Source organism: Streptomyces sp. ME19-01-6, from assembly GCF_033793745.1.
Lineage (GTDB): Bacteria > Actinomycetota > Actinomycetes > Streptomycetales > Streptomycetaceae > Streptomyces.
Genome location: NZ_JARAXF010000007.1, coordinates 50821 through 70055 on the forward strand (window position 1 = coordinate 50821; position 19235 = coordinate 70055).

The following is a 19235-nucleotide window of genomic DNA, read 5'->3' on the forward strand; positions in this document are numbered from 1 at the left end:
TGGAGACGTCGTGATGCCACTTCGGCCACCTCGGTGCGTGTGGCGAAGCGCTGTCTGTGCAAGAACTGGACCCTGGCGTGCCGTTGGACGCTTCGGCAAGCAGCGTTGTCGAAGCGTCCAGCCGACGCGCGCCGTCACATGGCGTCGAGCGGGGCCGTTGCCCATTGTTCGCCGCCGCCACCGGGAGGGGTCCCGCTCGACGCCCACCTGGCAAGGCAAAGTGCCCCTCAACGCCTCGCACCAGCCCCGGTGACCTGCCACTTCAGGCTGGAATATCCCCACCGACGATCAGTCCGCTCCGGCCTGGAGTGCGATGCTCCATGGCGCTACCGCAAGCGGCCGCGGCCGGAGTCAGCCGGCGATCTTCACCTTGGTCGCCTTGGCGATCTGGCAGGTCTGCGGCATCGCGTTGGAATCGCCCTTCCAGGCGGCGGACGCGAGTGCGCTCTTGACGGCTCCGACCTGGACGGGCTGGCCGGTGAGGGTGGCGTAGACCGCCTTGTCGGGGTGCGCGGAGTTCACGAAGCGGACCTTGACGGTGTAGGCGTAGTCCGCCGCGCCGTTCATGTTGTCGAGCTGGACGATCGCGAACAACTTGGACGCGTCGCGCAGCTGGCACGACTTGACGCTGACCTCGACCTTGGACGTGACGGGCTGGGCGGCGCCGGATCCGTCGGCCGAACCACTCGCCCCGGCGGACGGCGACGACGTGGCCTTCGAGCTCGGCGAGCCGCTGCTGCTCGCGCTCTCCTTCCCGTTCTTCCCATCGACGGGGGACGACGCGTCGCCCGAGTCGCCGCCGGAGCAGGCTGAGAGGGCGAGGAGGGCGGAGGCGGCGAGGGCGCCGAACGCGGCGACGCGAGGAAGGTGGTGCATGGCGGAAGGTCCCCCGTCAGGACACAGGTTCGCCGGACGGCCCGGCCGGATCCGTTTCACGCTAGCACCTGCTGTAATCGCGGCCCGCAGTGCGGGTGGGGGGTGAAACACGATCCGCGCGTTCCCCTGCTCGCGAGCTCCAGCGCACTCATCGCCGCGAACGACGCGCACCAGTCGAGGGGCTGCTCCCCGTCCAGGCCGGCCGCCACGGCGAGCCGACCGTTGCGCGCTTCTTCGCTCGTCCCGGTGCCGTCGCTCGGCACACACCCGGCCTTCCGGCACAGCGAGCGGGCGAGGCGTCGGCCGTAGTGGACCTGGCCGGGTGCGGCTGGAGAGCGCGGGACACAAACCGTCTACGTGTCGAACTCGCAGTCGCGGGTCTCCGGCAGGGCCAGGAGGCACAGGAGGCTCAGCAGGCAGAGCCCGCCGGTGTAGAACCCGAGCACGAGCGGTGATTCCCACTGGCTGTTCAGCCAGGTGGCGATGGGTGGAGCGAAGCCGCCGCCGAGGGTGTTGGCAAGGATGAAGGCAGCGGAGGCGCCGGTGTAGCGCAGCCGGGCGGGGAACAGTTCGGCGAGGAAGGCCGCCACCGGAGAGAACATCAGCGCGAGCAGCAGGAGTCCGAGCGTGTAGGCGCCGGTGATCGTCAGCGCGTCGCGCGAGTCCAGCGAGGCGTACATGGGCACGGCCCACAGAACGCAGCCGACGGCTCCGGTCAGCATCACCGGACGGCGGCCGATCCGGTCGGCCAGCCTCGCGGCCGGGACGGTGATGGCGATTCCGGCCGCCGCGCCGACGCTCGCGGCGGTCAGCATCGTGTTCTGGGGGATGCCGAGTGTCTTCGGCCCGTACGAGAGGCTGTAGACGATCGTCAGGTAGTAGACGGCCGAGCCGCCGATCGCCGCGCCGACGCCGAGGAGCAGCCGGCCGGGATGCCGTTTGAGGGTTACACCGAGCGGAAAGCGGGACACGGGCGCCGGCTCCGAGGTCGCGGGGCGGGCCGCCGAGCTGAACACGGGTGACTCGGAGACCGTCGTACGGACCCACAGGCCGATCAGGACGAGGACAGTGCTGAGCAGGAAGGGGATCCGCCAGGCGCCGTTCGTGAAGCCGTCCCGGCCCGCGAGGTGGAGGGTGGGCAGGATGACGGCGCTGGACAGCAGGAAGCCGAGCGAGGGGCCGGCCTGCGGGATGGACGCGTACAGCGCGCGGCGTCCGGGCGGCGCGTGTTCCACGGAAAGGAGCACCGCCCCGCCCCACTCGCCTCCCATGCTCACGCCCTGGAGCAGACGGAGCGTCACCAGCAGGACGGGAGCGAGGAGCCCCGCGGTCTCGTACGTCGGCAGCAGTCCCACGCCCACCGTTGCCACGCCCATCAGCAACAGAGAGGTGACCAGGGCCCGTCGGCGGCCCAGCCGGTCGCCGATCGTCCCGAACAGTACGACGCCGAGGGGGCGGGCCAGGAAGGCCGCGGCGAACGTGAGAAACGCGGCCAGGGAGGAGACGGTGGCGTTGCCGGAGGGGAAGAAGGCGGGACCGAGGACGAGCGCGGTGGCGGTGCCGTACACGGCGAAGTCGTAGTACTCGATCGTGGTGCCGATCAGGCTCGCGACGGCGATCCGCGACGCTTTGCCCTTCGGTTCCGGCGGTGGCGCGGCGGCCGGTCTGGGCCCGGCGGTCTCGAGCGCGGTCTTGGACAGGGAATCGGGCATGGGGGTTCACTTCCGGTATGCCCGGATCCAAACGGTCCGGGTCCAGATGGGGACGGCCTCGCATGCAACACGAATCGGAGCGCGCCTACTCTAAACCCGGAAATTCGATTTCGACAAGGGAAGGCGGCTCATCCGATTTAGTCGGGGGATGCCGCAGGTCCGGAGACGAATAAGCGCCTCTTCGCGCATCTCAACAGCCATAAAGTGTCCGTTGCCGCTACGGGTGGACACATCTCCAAAATTTACCCAGAGCACACCATGCCACACCACCCCACCACTTACCGCATAACGACCCACCGCGAGCACGGATCAGCGCCCATCCACTCGACCACGAGCTAATAATTATGCATGAATCGGCGTAAAAATTCGCCAGCAGTCACACCTTGCCAACGGGCGATCACCCGGTGAATGCTGATGCGGGGCAAGAACTTGAAAGTTTCATGACCGCTCCTTTTCGGCCATGAAGGCCCCAACGGGATGCCGCAGTTCCACTTTTCCAGGATTTTCACTCGAAGCCGCTGCCAGACCTTGCCATGCGGCCTCTGGGCATGGAAGGCGCATTACCCATGTTGAAAACCGGCAAGTTATTTCGCCTAAGACGGCTGTCGTTGGCGGGTGACGACAAGCACCTGCTCGTCCCACTCGACCACAGCGTGTCGGACGGCCCGATCGTCCCCGCCGGTCAGTGGGACGATCTGTTGCGGGCGCTGGTGGCCGGCGGGGTGGACGGGATCATCGTTCACAAGGGACGCGCCCGCGCCCTCGCGCCGGACGTGCTCAAAAGCTGCGCGCTGGTGGTCCACTTGAGCGCCAGTACCGCCTGCTCCTCCGATGTCAACGCCAAGGTGCTGGTCGGCGATGTCGAGGAGGCGCTGCGGCTCGGCGCTGACGCGGTCAGCGTCCATGTGAACATCGGCTCGGACACGGAAGGGCAGCAACTCGCCGATCTGGGGGCGGTGGCCCGCTCCTGTGACGGGTGGGGCATGCCGCTGATCGCGATGGTTTACCCTCGGGGCCCGCGGATCGAGAACCCACACGATCCCGCCCTGCTCGCGCATCTGGTCAATGTCGCCGCGGATCTGGGTGCCGACATGGTGAAGACCTCCGTCGCCCTGCCGCTCGACCGGATGGCCGAGGTGGTGGCCAACAGCCCCATCCCCGTCCTGGCGGCCGGGGGCCCGCCGGACGGCTCCGACCTCATCGAGTACGGCACCGCCGTCATGGCCACCGGCTGTCGGGGACTGGCCATCGGCCGCCGGGTCTTCTCGTCCCCCTCACCCGCTTCGCTGGTGTCCCGGCTCTCCGCGGTCGTGCACGGCGGCAGCGGCGGCAGCGGCGGCGGCAGCAGCAGCAGCGATGGCACCGAGCCGACGACGCGTCCCGACGGATTGACCGATGACATGGCCCAGTACTCGACGATGGTGGCAGGTGTCTCATGAGGTTTGCATGGATCGATCTCCGTGAAGTCCCCCGGCCGCAGCTCCAGGCGGTGGTGGACGCGGCCGTCCACACCCGGATGGCCGGAGTGCTGGCCACCGATGCCGAGCTGCTCGGGACGCTACCCCCGACCGTCACCCGGGTGCTGGCCCCCGGGGATCCGGCCACGGACACCGCGAAGAAGCCCGGCGGCAAGGAGAGGAAGGAATCCAAGAGCGCCAAGGATTCCGACGAGGCGAAGTCCACGGCCGGCGCCACCTCCCCGGCCGGACCCGGATGGGACGTCCTGCTGCGGAAGTTCACCACCCAGGACGAGCTCGACGCCCTCGCCGCGGACAACCGTGCCGCCGGTGGCACGCCCACCGCCGGCTTCATCGACGTGCGCGACGACCGAACGCTGCAGCTGTCGTGCGCGGCGGCGATGGCGCTGCCGTACACCGTCATCCACTTCGCCGACCCGACCAAGATCCCGCTGGAGATCGTGCTCGCCGCGGCCGAGTCAGCCGACGGCAAGCTGCTCACCACCGTCGCCGACCTGGAAGAGGCGGCCATCGTCTTCGACGTGCTGGAGCGCGGCTCGGACGGCATCGTGTACACGCCGCGCACCGCCGACGAGGTGTTCGCGCTGGCACGGCTGCTGGAGGCCACCACGCCGCAGCTGGAGCTGGCCACGCTGACCGTGGAGAGCATCCAGCACGTCGGGCTCGGCGACCGGGTCTGTGTGGACACCTGCTCGCACTTCGAGGAGGACGAGGGCATCCTCGTCGGCTCCTACTCCTCCGGGTTCATACTCTGCTGCAGCGAAACCCACCCACTGCCGTACATGCCGACCCGGCCGTTCCGGGTCAACGCCGGTGCCCTGCACTCGTACACGCTCGGGCCCGACAACCGCACCAGCTATCTGAGCGAGGTGGGCTCCGGCAGCGCCCTGCTGGCGGTCGGCGCCGACGGCCGCACCCGGCGGGTCGTGGTCGGCCGCGCCAAGCTGGAGTCCCGGCCGCTGCTGGAGATCCGCGCCCACGCCGAGGACGGACAGCTGGTCAGCCTGACCGTGCAGGACGACTGGCATGTACGGGTGCTCGGCCCGGGCGGGAAGGTCCTCAACGTCACCGAACTGCAGACCGGTGACGAACTGCTCGGCTATCTGGCCACGGACAAGCGCCATGTGGGCCTGCCGATCGGCGAGTTCTGCAAGGAATCCTGATGAGCAACGTGAGCAACGTGGAAAACACGGATGACACGGCTGAAGCGGACGACGCGCGCGAGGGCCTGTCCGGCGACCGGGCGGACGGCGGGATGGGCCCCGTGGTCCAGAGGCTGTTCGACGGGCGGAATGACAGCCTTCGCTATCTGACGCACCGCCAGGAGACCGTTTCACGAGGCGAGTTACGGGAACGGGTGGCCAAGCAGGCCGAGGTTTTCGCCGGATACGGCATCGGCCCGGGCAGCACCGTGGGCCTGCGGACACCGCCCAGTTTCACCCAGGTCGAGGTGCTGCTCACGCTGTGGCGGCTCGGCGCCCAGGTGATGCTCTTCGACTTCCGGCTCAAACCGGCCGAGGTGGAGGCGCTCTGCGCTACCTGCCGACCGCAGTTCATGGTCCGGGCCGGTTCCAACGTCCAGGGGGCGTCCGGCTTCCGGCCCGAGTACGAGGTCATCACCGAGTGCCGGCGAACCGGCCGGCCGGCCACCACCGGGCACCGGCTGGTCCAGTTCAGCTCGGGCTCCACCGGACGGCCGAAGGTGATCGGCAGGACCGCCCGATCGATCGAGGCCGAAGTGAAGCGGTTCGCCGCGATCACCGGCATGCCGGGCGAGGGCGACCGGCTGCTGCTGCTCAGTTCGACGGCGCACAGCTTCGGTCTGATCGGCGGGCTGCTGCACTCGCTGGCGGCCGGTGTCTCCGTGGTCTTCGCGCCCCGGGTCTCGGCCCGCGACATCCTGCGGACCGCGGTCGACCACCGGATCACCGCCCTGTTCGGGGTGCCGATGCACTACGAACTGCTCGCCGCCGCCATCGATCCCCCCGAACTGCCCGAGCTGCGGGTCGCGGTGTCGGGCGGCGAGATCATGCCCCCCGAGACCGCGGCGCGGTTCGCCGAACGGTACGGCGTACCGGTCGGCGAGTCCTACGGGACCACGGAGACCGGCGTGATCGCCATGGACGTCAGCGGCGCGCTGCGGCCGTCGGTCGGCCGGACCGCACCGGGTGTGGTGATACGGGAGCACAAGGGCGAACTCGACGTCGCGCTCCAGGACTCGCCGTATCTCTTCGACTCGGGCGGTACACAGTTCGCGGACGGCTGGCTGCACACCAGGGACCGGGCCACGGTGGACGGCACCGGGGCGGTCCGGGTGCACGGCCGCGCCGACTCCCTCGTCGTGATCGGCGGCCTCAAAGTGGATCTCACCGAGGTTGAGAACGTGCTCCGCCGGCACCCCGGGGTCGCGCAGGCGGTCCTGGTGCACGAGGGCGTGACCGAGGCCTATGTCGCGGTGACCGCCGGGGACGACCGCCCGTCCGCCGAGGAGCTGCTGCGCTGGTGCCGGGAGCGGCTGGCCGACTACAAGCTGCCGCGGGTGATCCGGCTACTGGATTCCCTGCCCCGCACGTCCAACGGGAAGCTGGTGCGCCAGGCTGCCACGCTGCAGGCGGCCGCGACGGTCGGAGGGTAGTCGGCCGGGTTGTTCACACCTTTCGTATGACTCTTTCACGTGAGGATTTCAATCATGAGCACGCCAATTCTGGAGGGCGAGATCCGCGAGTTCGTCCTGGCCACGGTCATCGACGAGATAAATATCCTGACGAGCCGCGAGGGCATCACGGACGAGAGCCCGGTGACCGTCGGCGGGCTGGAGCTGGACTCACTGAGCCTGATCGAGCTCACCCTGCGGCTGGAGTCGCGGTTCGGCGTGGAGATCCCGGACGCCGACATCGAGCCCCTGGCCTCCCTGAACCTCGGCCAACTCGTCTCCGAGGTCGCCCGACGCGGTGCGAAGGCATGAGCACGGGAGCCGCGGCGAGCGACGGGGGCCTTGCGCTGTCACCCATCACCACCGACACCGTCCGGGAACTGCTGTCGGACCGCAGGGTCTTCCCGGGGGTGCCCGCCGAACTCGACGAGGACACCGAACTGGTCCTGGACTCCCTCGGGTTGGTGTGGCTGCTGCATGTGGTGGAGGAGCGCTACGGCCTGGTCGTGGAGCCCACCGACGAGGACATCGTCGGGCTGACCTCGCTCCGGCGGCTCACCGAGTATCTGCGCGCCGCCCAGACGGACCGGGCGGGCGAGGACGGCCGCGATGAGCGGTGAGGTGACGGTGACCGGATTCGGCGTACGCACCGCGTTCGGCACGGGCGCCGAGGCCCTCCGGCGCGGGGTGTTCGCGGGAGTCCCCTCGTTCACGGCCACCACGAGGTTCGACACCGGCCCGTACCGTACGCCGATGGCGGGCGCCGCCCCGGACGGACCCGACGCGGTCGAGGACTGGGCGCTGCGCCACGCGCTCGCGCGGTGCGGCGCGGAAGCCCTCGACATGGCCGGCCTCCCTCCGGGCACGAAGGCCGCGGTGCTGCTCGGCGTCGCCGGCGACCACACCAGCATCACCCGCCACTGGCGAACCGTCGCCGGCTCCCCGCCCGCCTCCGAAGAGGACAGCGGCGCCGCACCGGGGCGCCATGCGGCCGGGGAGGCGGCCCGGCACGCCGCGGGCGGGGCGGCGGGGCGGGCCGCCGATGCCGTGCCCGCGCACCTCGCCGAGCTGCTGGCCGGGCACCTCGCGCTGACGGGGCCACGGCTCACGTTCACCAATGCCTGTGTCGCCTCCGCCGCGGCGATCATCCATGCCTGTCGGCTGATCTCCTCCGGCCGGATCGACACGGCGGTCTGCGCGGGTGGCTACCTGGTGGAGGAAGAGACCTTCGCCAAGTTCGACTCCGGCCGGGCGCTGTCCCGCGACGGCATGGTGCGCCCGTTCAGCGCCGACCGCAGTGGACTGCTGCTGGGCGACGGAGTGGCGGCCGTCGTGCTGGAGTCCGCCGAAGGCGCCCGGCGCCGCGGTGCCCGGCCGCTGGCGACCGTGGTGGGCTGGGGCGCGGCCACGGACACCCACCACATCGCCCAACCGCACCCGGAGGGTGTCGGGCTGGCACGCGCGACACGCCAGGCGATGCGTCTCGCCGGGGACGCGGACGGGGCGGCCCTCGGCTATGTCAACGCCCATGGGACCGGCACCAAGTACAACGACGGGGCGGAGACCCGCGGGCTGCGGGCCGCCTTCCCCGAGCGGGCCGAAGCGATACCCATCAGCTCCACCAAGAGCACCACCGGCCACCTTCTGGAGGCCGCGGGCGTGGTGGAGTTCGTGATCACGATGCTGGCCCTGCTGGACGGCGTACTGCCGCCGACCGCCGGGTTCACCCGGCCGGATCCGGAGTGCGACCTGGACTACGTGCCGAACCAGCCCCGTGCGGTCGATCTGCGCCGGGCCCTCAACGTCAACGCCGCCTTCGGGGGCGCCAACACCGCACTCGTGCTGGAGCGGCCGTGAAAACCGGGAAGGCGGTGCTCCGCTCACCCCTCGGCATCCTCTCGACCGCCACCGCGACCCTCGGCACCGGGCGGGACGACGACCTCGCCCTGCCGAGGCTGCCCGGCTTCGTGGAGTCGGCCTTCAGCCCGCTGGCGTACGAGGTCAGCAGGCAGTGCCTCACCGAACGGCCCGGGGACGGCTCACGTACCGCCGTGGCGCTGGCCAGCCTGATGGGGGACACCACCACCGCGGATCTGGCCAGTCGGCGCATGGTCTTAGGGCAGGTCCACAACCCGCTGCTGTTCATGCAGGCCACCGCCAACTCCGTACTGGGCTACACGAGCCGGGAGTTCGGGATCACCGGGCAGACGTTCAGCCTCTCCACCCTCGAGGATCCGGTGACCGAACTGCTGGCCATGGCGGATCTGCTGCTGGAGGACCGGGAGCTGGACCGGGTCCTGGTGCTGGGCGTGGAGCTGGGCAGGGGGCACCGCCCAGCGGTAGCTGGGGGAGGCGAGCGAGGCGAGGTGGCAGCCGGGGGGAGGGTGGCCTCCGCGTACGGGGAACTGGCCGCCCACAGCGGCCGCCCGGTCCCGCCCCCCCGGGCGCCCGCCGACTTGGCGGTTGCGGTGCTGCTCGGCCGTCCAGGCGCCGAGGCGCCCGTCTCGGTCCGGTCGACCGAGGCGCATGACGCCCACCACGAGGCCGACGGCGCTGCGGCGGCCGGGTATCCCGGATCCATCCTGGGCCTGTTCGACCTGGCCGCCGCCCACCGGCGGCTGCTGCGGGACGGCGGCAGTCACCTCCTGGTGACGGAGCCGGGGGCGCGGCGCGGCCCGGCCGCATTCGTCCTCACCGCCGATACGGAAGCTCCCACGAGCGCACCGACGAACACGCGCGCCGTAAGGGATGAGAGGGAGACCCATGCTCATCACTAGGCAGGAGCGGGGGCGGATCTGCTCCGACACCGAGCTCGGTGCCGGTAATGTCCTGCACCGCCTGAAGGCATACGGCCGCCCACTCGACGAGTCCGTGCTGTGGACGGATGGCAGCTGGCAGGCGCCGGACGGCAGCCATCCCGAGACGCTGACGCTCGGTCAGCTGCACGAGGCGGTGGAGACCTACGCGGGCTGGTACGCCGCCCAGGGCGTGCGGCCCCGCGACCCGGTCGCCGTGCACACCTCCTCCAGCACCGAGTTCGCGGTGAACTTCCTGGCGCTGACGGCCCTCGGCGCCATCCCGTCGTTCGTCAACGGCGATCTGTCCCCTGAAACCGCCCGGGAGTACGTGCGTGGACAGGGCGCGGTGGGCGCCTTCACGGACCGCGAGCACCATGCCGTGCTGCCCGGGTCCGGGCTGGGCTTCTGCGTGACCGCCGCCGAGATCCGGCCGGCGCACCGCGAGCTGCTACCCCGGTCCTACCCGTACCGGCACCACCCGACCGACCCGGTGATCATCTCCCACTCCTCGGGCACCACCGGTATGCCCAAGGGCGTGCCGCACACCCACCGGACGCTGATGTACGCGCAGGTGCACCGGCTCCGCTACTCCACCGGGGCCGACATGGAGCGCACGCTGGTGGGGCTGCCGGGCGCGCACAACGCCGCGGTGGCGACACTGCTGTACTGCCTGCTGCTGCACGCGGACATCAAGCTGCTCTCCAGCCGGCGCGGCACCGATGTGCTGGACGCCATCGAGGAGTTCCGGCCGAGTACGGTGCTGGCCTTCGCCGCGACCTTCGGCGAGATCGCCGCGGCGGACCTGACGGCCCGTGACCTGTCCAGCGTGCAGCTGTGGTTCAACACCGGGGACGCGGCACACGAGGCGCACATCCGGGCCCTGGTACAGCACGGCAGCCACGAGCGGATCGGCAGGGACCTGCGCCGTACCCGGGTCGAGGGCTCGGTCTTCGTGGACGGGCTCGGCTCGTCGGAAGCCGGCTACTCGGTCTTCCACAACCGGCATACCAAGGACACCTCGGCCTACTCGCGCTGCGTCGGCAAGCCGATCAGCTTCGCCCGGGCCGCCGTGCTCGCCGAGGACGGCACCCCGCTGCCGCCCGGAGAGGTCGGCCGCCTGGGGCTGCAGTCGCCGACGCTCACCCCCGGGTACTGGAACGACTCGCTGACCTTCCACCGGCTGCGGCTGGGCGGCTACTGGCTCACCGGGGACCTCGCCTACCAGGACGAGGAGGGCAACTTCTACCACCTCGACCGGGCGCCGGACGCCATCCGTACCCGGCACGGGATCCTGTTCAGCACCCGCGCCGAGGAACTGCTGCTGCGGGAGCTGCCCGAGCTGGCCGACTGCACCCTCGTCGGCGTCGCCCCGGAGGGGGTACGGGCGGACTGGGACGGCGATGGAGAAGCCGAGGCGTACGCGCTGCTCCAGCTCGCGGACGACGGCGACGACAGCGTCGGCGGCAGCGACGATGGCGGCAGCGACGACGAGCGCGACGAGACGTGGACCGGACGGGTCAACGCCGCCCTCGCGGGGGCCGGATTCCCCCCGGTGGCCCGGGCCCTGCGGATGAAGCCCGACGACGTGGCCAAGGGCGCCACCGGCAAGGTTCTCAAACGAGTGATGCGCGACAAGTTCACCGCCAAGGAGCACACATGAACACGGCAACGGGTGGCGACGGGGTCAATCACCGCGCCCAGACGGTGGAGGCGTACCGGCTGTGGTGGCAGCACGACGCCCACTGGTACCAGGGGGTGGCCAGGCGGTTCGGGCAGCAGGCCGCGAACGAGATCAACGCCGAGGCGATGCGCAAGGTCGCCCTCAAGGTCGGGCAGCAGGTCGCCCGCCGGTGCGGCGCGCTCCCCGGCAGCGGTGACAGCGGCAAGGACCTGGAGGAGCTGCGCCGCCGGTACGACGAATGCGGTGACCGGATGTTCCCGCGGGAACTGCGCAATGCGTCCACCGGGGTGGAAGACGACGATCTGATCGTGCTCACGCTGCGGCGGAACTTCGCCATCACCATGGTGCGGATGGCCGGTTCGATGGAGGGCTACCAGTGCCCGTGCACCGACGTCCACGCGGGCTGGTCCGAAGGGCTCGGCGTGACCCTGACGGAGAACCGGGCCACGAGCTGTCTGCGGGAGGGCGACCCGGCGTGCCGCCTGCTGATGCGGGTGCGCACACCCCATGCTCCCGGTGCGGAGGGCTGAGCGTTGAGGATACTTGTCGCCGGGGCGACCGGAGTGGTCGGACACCCGCTGGTGGGCGCGCTGCGGGCGCGGGGTCACCAGGTGAGCGCGCTGGTGCGGGAGGCGTCCCGGGCGAAGGCCCCGGACGCGGACGCGGTCGTGGTCGCCGACGCCCTGGACCCTCAGGCCCTGTTGTCGGCGGTGTCGGCCGCCCGGCCCGAGGTGGTCGTCCACCAGATGACCGCGCTGCGGCTGTTGCGCAACGACCCCGCGGGGGCCTTCGCGCTGACCGCGCGGCTGCGTACCGAGGGCACCGCCAATCTGGTCGCGGCGGCCCGCGCGGTCGGTGCCCGGCGGCTGGTCGCGCAGAGCATCGCCTTCGCCGCCGCACCGGCCGGGGGTCCGGTCCTCGACGAGGACGCGCCGCTGTACGTGGAGGCCCCTGACCCTGGCTGGGCCGCCACCGTACGGGCCGTCGCCGAGCTGGAACGGTTGGTCCTGGGCAGCCCTGACCTCGCGGGCGTGGTGCTGCGGTACGGCACGCTGTACGGCGCCGGGACCGCGTACGCCCGTACCGGCGCGACCGGGCAGAGAGTGCTGGCCGGCCGGCTCCCGCTGCCCGAGGGCGGGTCCGGGATCACCTCGTTCCTGCATGTGGAAGACGCGGTGGGGGCCGCGGTGGCTGCCGTCGAGTCGGACGCCACCGGCCTCTTCCACGTGACGGACGACGAGCCGGCCCCGGCCGCGCAGTGGCTTCCGGCCTACGCCCGTGCGCTGGGCGGCCCGCCCCCGCGCGCGGTCCCGGCCGCTCTCGCGCCCCGGCTGCTCGGCTGGTTCACCGCCCACCAGCTCACCGCGGCGCGCGGGGCGGCCAACGACCGGGCCCGTACGGCGCTGGGCTGGAAACCGCTGCGGCCGAGCTGGCGCGACGGGCTGGGCGGGGAATGACCGCGGCCTACGCGCTGATCGACCGGGCCGCGCCGCGCGGATACCGGGTCCACGGCGGCAGAGAGGACGGAGACGCCCGATGAGCAAGGTGAGCAGGGCGGGAGCGACAGCCGCCCCGTCCCGGCCATGGGCCGTCGTCCTGGTCGTGGTCTGCGCCCAGATGCTGATCTGGCTGGACACCTCGATTCTCAATGTCGCGGTCACCACCCTCGCCGACCCGTCCAAGGGCCTGGGCGCGACCCCCGCCGAACTGGAGTGGGTGGCGAGCGCGTACACCCTGGTCTTCGCCGGCACCCTCTTCGCAGGCGGCGCGCTGGCCGACCGTTTCGGGCCCCGTACCACCCTGCTCGCCGGTCTGGCGCTGTTCGGCGCGGCCTCCGGCGCCGGCGCGTTCGCCGGAAATCCGGCCTGGCTCATCGTGGCGCGCGCCTTCATGGGCGCGGGCAGTGCGCTGCTGATGCCCGCGACGCTGTCGATCATCGTGCGGAGCACTCCGGAGGAGAAGCGCACCCGTGCGATCGCGATCTGGAGTTCGTCCAGCGGCCTCGGCGTGGCCGTCGGCCCGGTCGCGGGCGGGGCGCTGCTCAGCCACTTCTGGTGGGGGTCGGTGTTCCTGGTCAATGTGCCGATCGTGGCCCTGTGTCTGGCCGGAGTGGTGGCCGTTGTTCCTGAGCTGGGCGGTTCACGGCGCCAGGTGCTTGATCTGCCGGGGCTGGCCCTGTCGGTGCTCGGTCTTGGCGGCCTGGTCTACGGGGTCATCGAGCTCGGCAACCGGGAGACCTGGTACGGGCCGCACGTCCTGCTCCCGCTGCTGCTGGGCGGCGCGCTGCTCGCCGCCTTCGTGGCCGGTCAGCGCAGGTCCCCGGCGCCCAGCCTGGATCTGCGGCTCTTCCGGCAGCCCGGGTTCACGGCCGGGAGCCTGGTACTGCTGCTCGCGTTCATGGCGCTGGCCGGGCATCTGTTCTACGCGGCCTTCTATCTCCAGGGGCCCTGCGGGCTCTCCCCCGCGCGCGCCGGAACCGTGATGATCGCCGCCGCGATCGGCATCGTCCTGGGCAGTCAGGCCTCACCGGCGATGAGTCGGCAACTGTCGGCCCGGTGGACGGTCGCGGCTGGAATGCTGGCCACCGGAGCCACGTACCTCGCCTATCTGTGGTTCGACGAGCGGACCCCGGTCCCGGCCATCGCCGCACTGCTGTGGGTGCAGGGTTTCGGCATGGGCCTGATCGGTACGCCGGTCACGGCCGTGATGATGAGCGGGGTGCCGCAGCGTCTCGCGGGCGCCGGATCCGCCGTCAACAGTGTCACCCGGCAGGTGGGCGGGACACTCGGGGTCGCGATGGCCGGCTCGATCCTCTCCGGGGTGTACCGCGAGCGGATGGCCGGTGCCCCGCTGCCCGGCGGCTCGCGGGAACTGCCGCCCGGCGCCGAGGAGCAGGCCCGGACCTCGGCCGAGGCGGCACGCTCGCTGGCGCATTCGCTACGACTGCCGCAACTGGCGGAGACGGCCGACCGCGCCTTCCTCGACGCGATGTACGCGGCCACGCTCTGGACCGCCGTACTGGCCCTCATCGGGTTCGTCGTGAGTGTCGTGGGGCTGCGTATCCGGGGAGCACGGTCGCAGAATCTCCACGAAGAACCGGAAAAGCCGCGAGAGGCGCGGGACGGCCATGTGGAACCCGCGTAAGAGCCACACGACATGGAACGCCACGGTGCCGATCATTTCCGAGGTGAAGGTCAGGGTGTCGATCTTCGTGCGGCTGCCGGCGTCCCACAGCGTGACCCCTTCGAGCCCGGCGTCAGCCGCGAGCACCTTGCCGTCCGGGCTGACCGCGAGTGCAGCTTCCCCTCCGTGGTGGCCAACTGCTCGGACACGGTGAACCTGGATGTCCGCTCGGAGGCGGGCGACCCGGACCGCGACGCGCTCGGGCTCGCCGTGCGCGACGTCGATGCGCTCGGCGACGAGGGCTCCCCGGAAGCCCCCTTGGCCGAGGAGCCGGAGAACCGGTCCAGGGCGAGCGGGACAGCGACGGCGGCACTGGCACCGGAGCCAGGCGGAAGGGCGGGATCCTGTGGGCCGGCGGCCAGGGCGGCGGCGAGACCCGCGGCCAGGCGCGCCGCCGACTCGGGCGGCAACGGAGTAACGGTCTCCACGACCTCCCGCAGTGACGGCCCCGGGACGAACACCGACGCCAGCCACGGCGGCGGCGCGTTCGCGTCCGCGTCCGCGTCCGCGTCGACCACGGCGGCGGTATACGCGCCGGACACCCTGCGGGAGGCCTCCACCTCGCGGCGGAAGCGCGTACGGAATATCGGCGCGACACCGAGCAGCACCCGCCCCATCTCGGCCACCAGCTGGTACGGACCGGCCACCGGCCGGTCCGACTCCCCCAACAGGTGCTGCTTGCGGGCAGGAGGTGAACCTGCGCGTCACGACAAGTGGAACCGACCGCGGCGCTCCCGGAGGAGCACGCGCGCGGTGGCCGGCGCGGGTGGACGGGCGGGGGCCCGGAGGAGGGCGGGGCCTTTGGTGGCGGCCGCGGTGGCCGTGAGGTCCTCGATTTCGATCATGGCGCGGAACAATGGGCGGCCCTCGGGCGGTGCGAGGTCGACCAGGTGTCGGCTGGCGGCCAGGGTTTGGCGAGCCTGGCCGAGGAGGTGTTCGAGAAGGCTCCGGGTTCCGGTCGTGTCCCGGGCGTTCTCCAGGTCGGCGCGGGTGACACCGTGGGTGTCGAGCGTGCTGCGCACGAGGTTGAGGCGCCCGTCCGCGAGGTCTTCGGACAGGTCGTTGGCGAAGTCGAGGCGCTGGCTGCCGTCGATGTACGTACGGCACGCCTCGCGGTAGCCCGCCGGAGGGTCCTCCCCTGCGATCAGACCCGCGATCAGCATGAACGCGGGCAGCGCGTACTGGTCGAGGTAGCGCTGGTAGTCCGCTTCGGTGGCGAAGCCGGTGAACTCCAGCTCCGTGGCGGCCGCGGCGAGGAAGTCCTCGACGCGGGCGCGGAAGTGGGGGTGAGCGGAGGCGGTGTGCAGCAGCGGCCGGACGGCCGGGTGATCGCTTGCGCCGGCGGCCAGGCCTTCACGGACTTCCTTCTCCCACTGTGCGTAGGCCACGGCGCGCCCGGCCTCGGGACCGCTGTCGAGGAGGGTGTCGGTGTGATGCATGAAGGCCGTCGCCGTGATCAGGTGCGGCAGCAGCGGCCGGGGCAGGAGCAGGCGCGCCGCGAGGTAGGAGCTGCGTCTGTAGCGCGCGACCAGCTTCCGCTGGCGCGCGTAGTCGTCACGCAACGTCGGATCGCTGATCCCCGCGGCGTCGAGTGCCCTGCCCCACAGGCCCATGGCCGACCCTCCCGGTCCCTTTGTGTCCACGCGCGGTTCCTTTTATACGTCCAGCCGGTGGCGGTCTCGGCCGGTGTGTGGGAGGAGTGGGTGGGCGCAGTCCGGCTGAGTGAGGCAGAGCGGTGGGAACCGTGAATGGGCAGGACAACGGGGGCATGTGGCCCACGGGACTGGCCGAGGCGATACGCGCCACGGCCGGGGATATCTCCGTACTGTTGCGCGGCGCGGCCGACACCGGGGTTCCGGTGCCCCGGTCTCGGTGGTCGCTCGGGGAGGTGGCGGCGCATCTGGCGCAGGCCAATGAGCTGATGGCGGATGTCGCGGCCGGGAAGGCACGCCCCTACGGTGATGGCACGCCGGGCGGGCTGGCCGAGGCCAACGAGGTCGCGCTCGCCGCGTTCGCCGAGCGCGGGGCCGTCCCGCTGGCCGCCATGATCGTGGAGCAGGCCGACGCGTTCCTCGATGCGGCGGCCCGGCCCGCGCCGCACGGCGAACTGCTCACCCCGATGGGCCCGATGAGCATGGACGTACTGGGGTCGTATCTGCTGACACACATGCTCGGCCACGGCTATGACCTCGCCCGCGCGCTGGGCCGTCCGCATATGGTCAGCCGGGCCCGGGCCGAGCTGTCCCTGCCGTTCCTGATGGTGGCGATGGACCGGGTCGTCAGCCCTGCCGCCGCCGGGCACACGGCCCGCTACACCGTCCGCCTCGGGGGCGGCGCCTGTTTCGGTGCCGCGTTCACCGACGGCGCGGTGGCCGTCGGTCCTCGGCCGCCGGGCCGCCCGGACTGCACCATCCTCATGGAGCCGGTCGCCTTTCTCCTGGTGGCGCTGGGCCGCCTCGGCCCGTGGGGCGCCCTCGCCCGGGGACGCGTCCTGGCCTGGGGCCGCAAGCCCTGGCTCGCCCCTCGCTTCGCCACTCTGTTCACCCCGCCCTGATCCGGCCCCATCCGAAGCGGTGGCCGCCGCGAGGCGCGGTGCCGCTCGGCGGCACGCGGCCCGGCCGCATGGGCGTCGATGAGTCGTCCGCCGTCTCGGCCAGGTAGTCGCGGCTGTGGCTTTGTCAGCCGCGGAGAGCAGGCGCAGGTGTCGCCAGCTGCGCTCTTGAGCGAATGTCAGAGGCCGTGACAGCGGCGTCCTCGCCACGACCGCGAGTTTGGATGGTCGCTGACGTGCTCAACCGCGCCGTCCAGCTGGTCGAGCAGTACCGTGCAGGAGGGACAAGGGCCATCCTCGAGCTTCAGCTGCGCGGTGCGGCCGCTCTTGGACCTCACCCCGGAAGGACGCGGCATCGGCTGGGACCGGGGCGCCCCCGGTGCGGCCGATCGGCTCGGCCTGCGCGGGGCCTCACCCGCAGGATGCGCGAGGTGTCCAAGGCGGGGACCACACCGCCGGCCCCCATCCCGCCGCGGCACAATCGCCCCGTGGGAACGGACATCAGAGGGTTTGTGGAGTGCCGCACGTGGGGCCCTGGCCTCGCGATGGGCGAGACGGTACCGGCGGCAGCCGGACGGCTCCCTGAAGCTGGTGCACCGCTCGGTGTGGAGCCGCGGGTTCGCCAGGGCCAGCGGGGTGAACACCTTGGCGGTCGCCCCGACCGGATCGGCGAGCTGTGGGACGAGGGCACGGAGTGCGAGGTGGGCACCACGGTGTTCCGCGCCGAACGCGCCCGGCGTCGCGACGCGGTGCCGGCCGACGGCACATGGCAGCCGGTGTGGGCCGTCATGCGTGCGCCCGCCGGTGTCCATGGCGAAGCCAACGTCCGCCTGGCGGTGTGGTTAGAGGAGTAGACCGAACTCCACGCACAGGCGAGGGCACCGGCTCCCTGCTGCCCCAGGGCCCCAGGGAGCCGGACGCTCTTCAGTGACCGGCCTTCGACATTGGCACCGGTGGCTTGGTCACGGGCCCCGGGTCGGCCTCCGGGGTTCGGGGGCCGGGGAGTGGAACCTGGCCCGGCTGGTGCAGGACGACCGTGCGTACCGGCAGGGGGATCTCGATGCTCTCGTTCTGGTAGCGCCGGTGGAGCCGCTTCAGGAATTCGTGTTTGATCAGGAATTGGTCGCTGAATTCCTGGACGCGCAGGATGACCGAGAAGTCGATACCGGCCTCGCCGAAGGTGTGGAATCGGACGACCGGTTCGTGATCCGGGACGCCACCGGACACCTCGGCCATCACCTCTTCCGCCACCTCGATGCTCACCCGCTCGACGTGGTCGAGGTCGCTGTCGTAGTCGACCCTCGCCTGGATCAGGATCGACATCTCCTCTTCCGGCTGGTGGTAGTTGATGGTGATGGCACCGGCGAGCTTGGCGTTCGGGATGATCACGAGGTTGTCCGGCAGCTGGCGCACGGTGGTGTTACGCCAGTTGATGTCGACGACATAGCCTTCCTCGCCGCTGCCGAGCCGGATGTAGTGGCCGGGCTGCACCGTCTTGGAGGCGAGGATGTGGACGCCCGCGAACAGGTTGGCCAGCGTGTCCTGGAGCGCCAGGGCGACCGCGAGGCCGCCCACGCCGAGCGCGGTGAGCAACGGGGCGATCGAGATCCCGAGCGTCTCCAGCAGGATGAGGACGCCCATCGCCAGCACGGCGACGCGGGTGATGTTGACGAAGATGGTGGCGCTGCCGGCCACGCCGGACCGGGACAGCGCCTGTGTGCGCACCAGGTCGGCGATCACGCGGGCCACGGCGATGGTGGTGGCCAGGATGAGCACGGCGGTCATCACCTGGTGGACGCTGTGATCGACGGCCGCGCTCAGTGGCAGGGCGGCGGCCGCCCCGGACACGCCGGCGACGAGGGCCGCCCAGGGGGCGATGGTGCGCAGCGCGTCGACGATGATGTCGTCGCCGGTCCAGCGGGTCCTGCGCGCCCGTTCGCCCAGCCAGCGCAGTGCCATGCGGGACAACAGGCCCATCGCCATGCCCGCCGCCAGCGCGGCGCAGACGACGATGAGGTCGTGCAGGGTGAGCGCGCGGGTCACCGGCCGCTCTCCGTACGCCGCGAGGTGCGCCGCGACGTGCGGCAGGTCCGGCCGTGCGGGGTGGTGGGCCGCGGCCCGGGTGCGCCCTCGCGGCGGGGTCTGCCGGGGAGTTCGGAGTGCTGTCTTGTCACCGTGTCACCTGCTCGTGCCTGGGATGTCGGGCTGCGCCGGGGCTTTCGTACCGGGACCCTGACGCGGTCTGCCATCCTGCCGCATGCCTCCCCGGCGGATGTCACCAACCGGCCAGTGGCCCACCGGGG

18 protein-coding genes are annotated in these 19235 nt (G+C 71.4%); 13 read left to right on the forward strand and 5 right to left on the reverse strand.

The window, feature by feature from the left end; all coding sequences use genetic code 11:
* Window positions 1-351: 351 nt before the first annotated feature.
* Both PV419_RS18520 and PV419_RS18525 read right to left on the reverse strand, forming a co-directional pair.
* A complete protein-coding gene (locus tag PV419_RS18520; RefSeq protein ID WP_319690305.1) occupies window positions 352-876 on the reverse strand; it encodes a hypothetical protein in 525 nt (174 codons plus the stop codon).
* A 353-nt stretch (window positions 877-1229) separates the two neighbouring features.
* Window positions 1230-2588, reverse strand: a complete 1359-nt coding sequence (locus PV419_RS18525) for an MFS transporter (RefSeq protein ID WP_319690309.1) — start codon at window positions 2586-2588, stop codon at window positions 1230-1232.
* A gap of 566 nt (window positions 2589-3154) precedes the next feature.
* Here PV419_RS18525 and PV419_RS18530 point away from each other — a divergent pair.
* The 11 genes from PV419_RS18530 (at window position 3155) to PV419_RS18580 (ending at window position 14342) form a co-directional block, all read left to right on the forward strand.
* Window positions 3155-4027 (forward strand): 2-amino-3,7-dideoxy-D-threo-hept-6-ulosonate synthase, encoded by an 873-nt coding sequence (locus PV419_RS18530; protein ID WP_319690314.1) that lies wholly within the window; start codon window positions 3155-3157, stop codon window positions 4025-4027.
* A complete protein-coding gene (locus tag PV419_RS18535) occupies window positions 4024-5229 on the forward strand; it encodes a 3-dehydroquinate synthase II family protein (RefSeq protein WP_319690317.1) in 1206 nt (401 codons plus the stop codon). Before PV419_RS18530 ends, PV419_RS18535 begins: the two co-directional genes overlap by 4 nt.
* 92 nt (window positions 5230-5321) lie before the next feature.
* Window positions 5322-6701 (forward strand): fatty acid--CoA ligase family protein, encoded by a 1380-nt coding sequence (locus tag PV419_RS18540; RefSeq protein ID WP_319690907.1) that lies wholly within the window; start codon window positions 5322-5324, stop codon window positions 6699-6701.
* Between the two features lie 54 nt (window positions 6702-6755).
* Window positions 6756-7031 carry an acyl carrier protein gene (locus PV419_RS18545; protein WP_319690322.1) on the forward strand — a complete coding sequence of 92 codons (276 nt, stop codon included), beginning with the start codon at window positions 6756-6758 and terminating at the stop codon, window positions 7029-7031.
* Window positions 7028-7339, forward strand: a complete 312-nt coding sequence (locus PV419_RS18550) for an acyl carrier protein (RefSeq protein WP_319690325.1) — start codon at window positions 7028-7030, stop codon at window positions 7337-7339. The genes PV419_RS18545 and PV419_RS18550 overlap by 4 nt, the downstream gene beginning before the upstream one ends.
* A complete protein-coding gene (locus PV419_RS18555; protein ID WP_319690329.1) occupies window positions 7329-8576 on the forward strand; it encodes a beta-ketoacyl-[acyl-carrier-protein] synthase family protein in 1248 nt (415 codons plus the stop codon). The genes PV419_RS18550 and PV419_RS18555 overlap by 11 nt, the downstream gene beginning before the upstream one ends.
* On the forward strand, window positions 8573-9496 hold the full coding sequence (locus PV419_RS18560; RefSeq protein WP_319690335.1) for a hypothetical protein: 924 nt from the start codon (window positions 8573-8575) through the stop codon (window positions 9494-9496). The genes PV419_RS18555 and PV419_RS18560 overlap by 4 nt, the downstream gene beginning before the upstream one ends.
* Window positions 9483-11177, forward strand: coding sequence for a class I adenylate-forming enzyme family protein (locus PV419_RS18565; protein ID WP_319690339.1), 1695 nt, complete (start codon window positions 9483-9485; stop codon window positions 11175-11177). The genes PV419_RS18560 and PV419_RS18565 overlap by 14 nt, the downstream gene beginning before the upstream one ends.
* The gene (locus PV419_RS18570; RefSeq protein ID WP_319690342.1) at window positions 11174-11728 is read left to right on the forward strand and encodes a hypothetical protein; all 555 of its coding nucleotides are present in this window, start codon (window positions 11174-11176) and stop codon (window positions 11726-11728) included. Before PV419_RS18565 ends, PV419_RS18570 begins: the two co-directional genes overlap by 4 nt.
* Window positions 11729-11731: 3 nt before the next feature.
* Window positions 11732-12655 carry an NAD(P)-dependent oxidoreductase gene (locus PV419_RS18575; protein WP_319690356.1) on the forward strand — a complete coding sequence of 308 codons (924 nt, stop codon included), beginning with the start codon at window positions 11732-11734 and terminating at the stop codon, window positions 12653-12655.
* Window positions 12656-12734: 79 nt separating this feature from the next.
* A complete protein-coding gene (locus PV419_RS18580; RefSeq protein WP_319690358.1) occupies window positions 12735-14342 on the forward strand; it encodes an MFS transporter in 1608 nt (535 codons plus the stop codon).
* A gap of 50 nt (window positions 14343-14392) precedes the next feature.
* On the opposite strand, the gene PV419_RS53300 is transcribed toward PV419_RS18580, so the two are convergent.
* Both PV419_RS53300 and PV419_RS18590 read right to left on the reverse strand, forming a co-directional pair.
* The gene (locus PV419_RS53300) at window positions 14393-15049 is read right to left on the reverse strand and encodes a hypothetical protein (protein WP_415925328.1); all 657 of its coding nucleotides are present in this window, start codon (window positions 15047-15049) and stop codon (window positions 14393-14395) included.
* A gap of 36 nt (window positions 15050-15085) precedes the next feature.
* Window positions 15086-15994, reverse strand: a complete 909-nt coding sequence (locus PV419_RS18590; protein WP_415925339.1) for a squalene/phytoene synthase family protein — start codon at window positions 15992-15994, stop codon at window positions 15086-15088.
* Between the two features lie 122 nt (window positions 15995-16116).
* Between PV419_RS18590 and PV419_RS18595 the strand changes: the two genes are divergently transcribed.
* Both PV419_RS18595 and PV419_RS18600 read left to right on the forward strand, forming a co-directional pair.
* Window positions 16117-16935, forward strand: a complete 819-nt coding sequence (locus PV419_RS18595) for a maleylpyruvate isomerase family mycothiol-dependent enzyme (protein WP_319690361.1) — start codon at window positions 16117-16119, stop codon at window positions 16933-16935.
* Window positions 16936-17537: 602 nt separating this feature from the next.
* Window positions 17538-17786: a hypothetical protein gene (locus tag PV419_RS18600; RefSeq protein ID WP_319690363.1), complete on the forward strand. Its 249-nt coding sequence runs from the start codon at window positions 17538-17540 to the stop codon at window positions 17784-17786.
* 70 nt (window positions 17787-17856) lie between these two features.
* Here the strand turns inward: PV419_RS18600 and PV419_RS18605 are convergent, their stop codons facing one another.
* The gene (locus tag PV419_RS18605; protein ID WP_319690365.1) at window positions 17857-18975 is read right to left on the reverse strand and encodes a mechanosensitive ion channel family protein; all 1119 of its coding nucleotides are present in this window, start codon (window positions 18973-18975) and stop codon (window positions 17857-17859) included.
* Window positions 18976-19235 lie beyond the last annotated feature (260 nt).

Coding starts and splice junctions, on each gene's coding strand:
- PV419_RS18520 (WP_319690305.1), bottom strand. CDS start 876: ATGCACCACCTTCCTCGCGTCGCCGCGTTCGGCGCCCTCGCCGCCTCC.
- PV419_RS18525 (WP_319690309.1), bottom strand. CDS start 2,588: ATGCCCGATTCCCTGTCCAAGACCGCGCTCGAGACCGCCGGGCCCAGA.
- PV419_RS18530 (WP_319690314.1), top strand. CDS start 3,155: ATGTTGAAAACCGGCAAGTTATTTCGCCTAAGACGGCTGTCGTTGGCG.
- PV419_RS18535 (WP_319690317.1), top strand. CDS start 4,024: ATGAGGTTTGCATGGATCGATCTCCGTGAAGTCCCCCGGCCGCAGCTC.
- PV419_RS18540 (WP_319690907.1), top strand. CDS start 5,322: ATGGGCCCCGTGGTCCAGAGGCTGTTCGACGGGCGGAATGACAGCCTT.
- PV419_RS18545 (WP_319690322.1), top strand. CDS start 6,756: ATGAGCACGCCAATTCTGGAGGGCGAGATCCGCGAGTTCGTCCTGGCC.
- PV419_RS18550 (WP_319690325.1), top strand. CDS start 7,028: ATGAGCACGGGAGCCGCGGCGAGCGACGGGGGCCTTGCGCTGTCACCC.
- PV419_RS18555 (WP_319690329.1), top strand. CDS start 7,329: ATGAGCGGTGAGGTGACGGTGACCGGATTCGGCGTACGCACCGCGTTC.
- PV419_RS18565 (WP_319690339.1), top strand. CDS start 9,483: ATGCTCATCACTAGGCAGGAGCGGGGGCGGATCTGCTCCGACACCGAG.
- PV419_RS18570 (WP_319690342.1), top strand. CDS start 11,174: ATGAACACGGCAACGGGTGGCGACGGGGTCAATCACCGCGCCCAGACG.
- PV419_RS18580 (WP_319690358.1), top strand. CDS start 12,735: ATGAGCAAGGTGAGCAGGGCGGGAGCGACAGCCGCCCCGTCCCGGCCA.
- PV419_RS18590 (WP_415925339.1), bottom strand. CDS start 15,994: ATGGGCCTGTGGGGCAGGGCACTCGACGCCGCGGGGATCAGCGATCCG.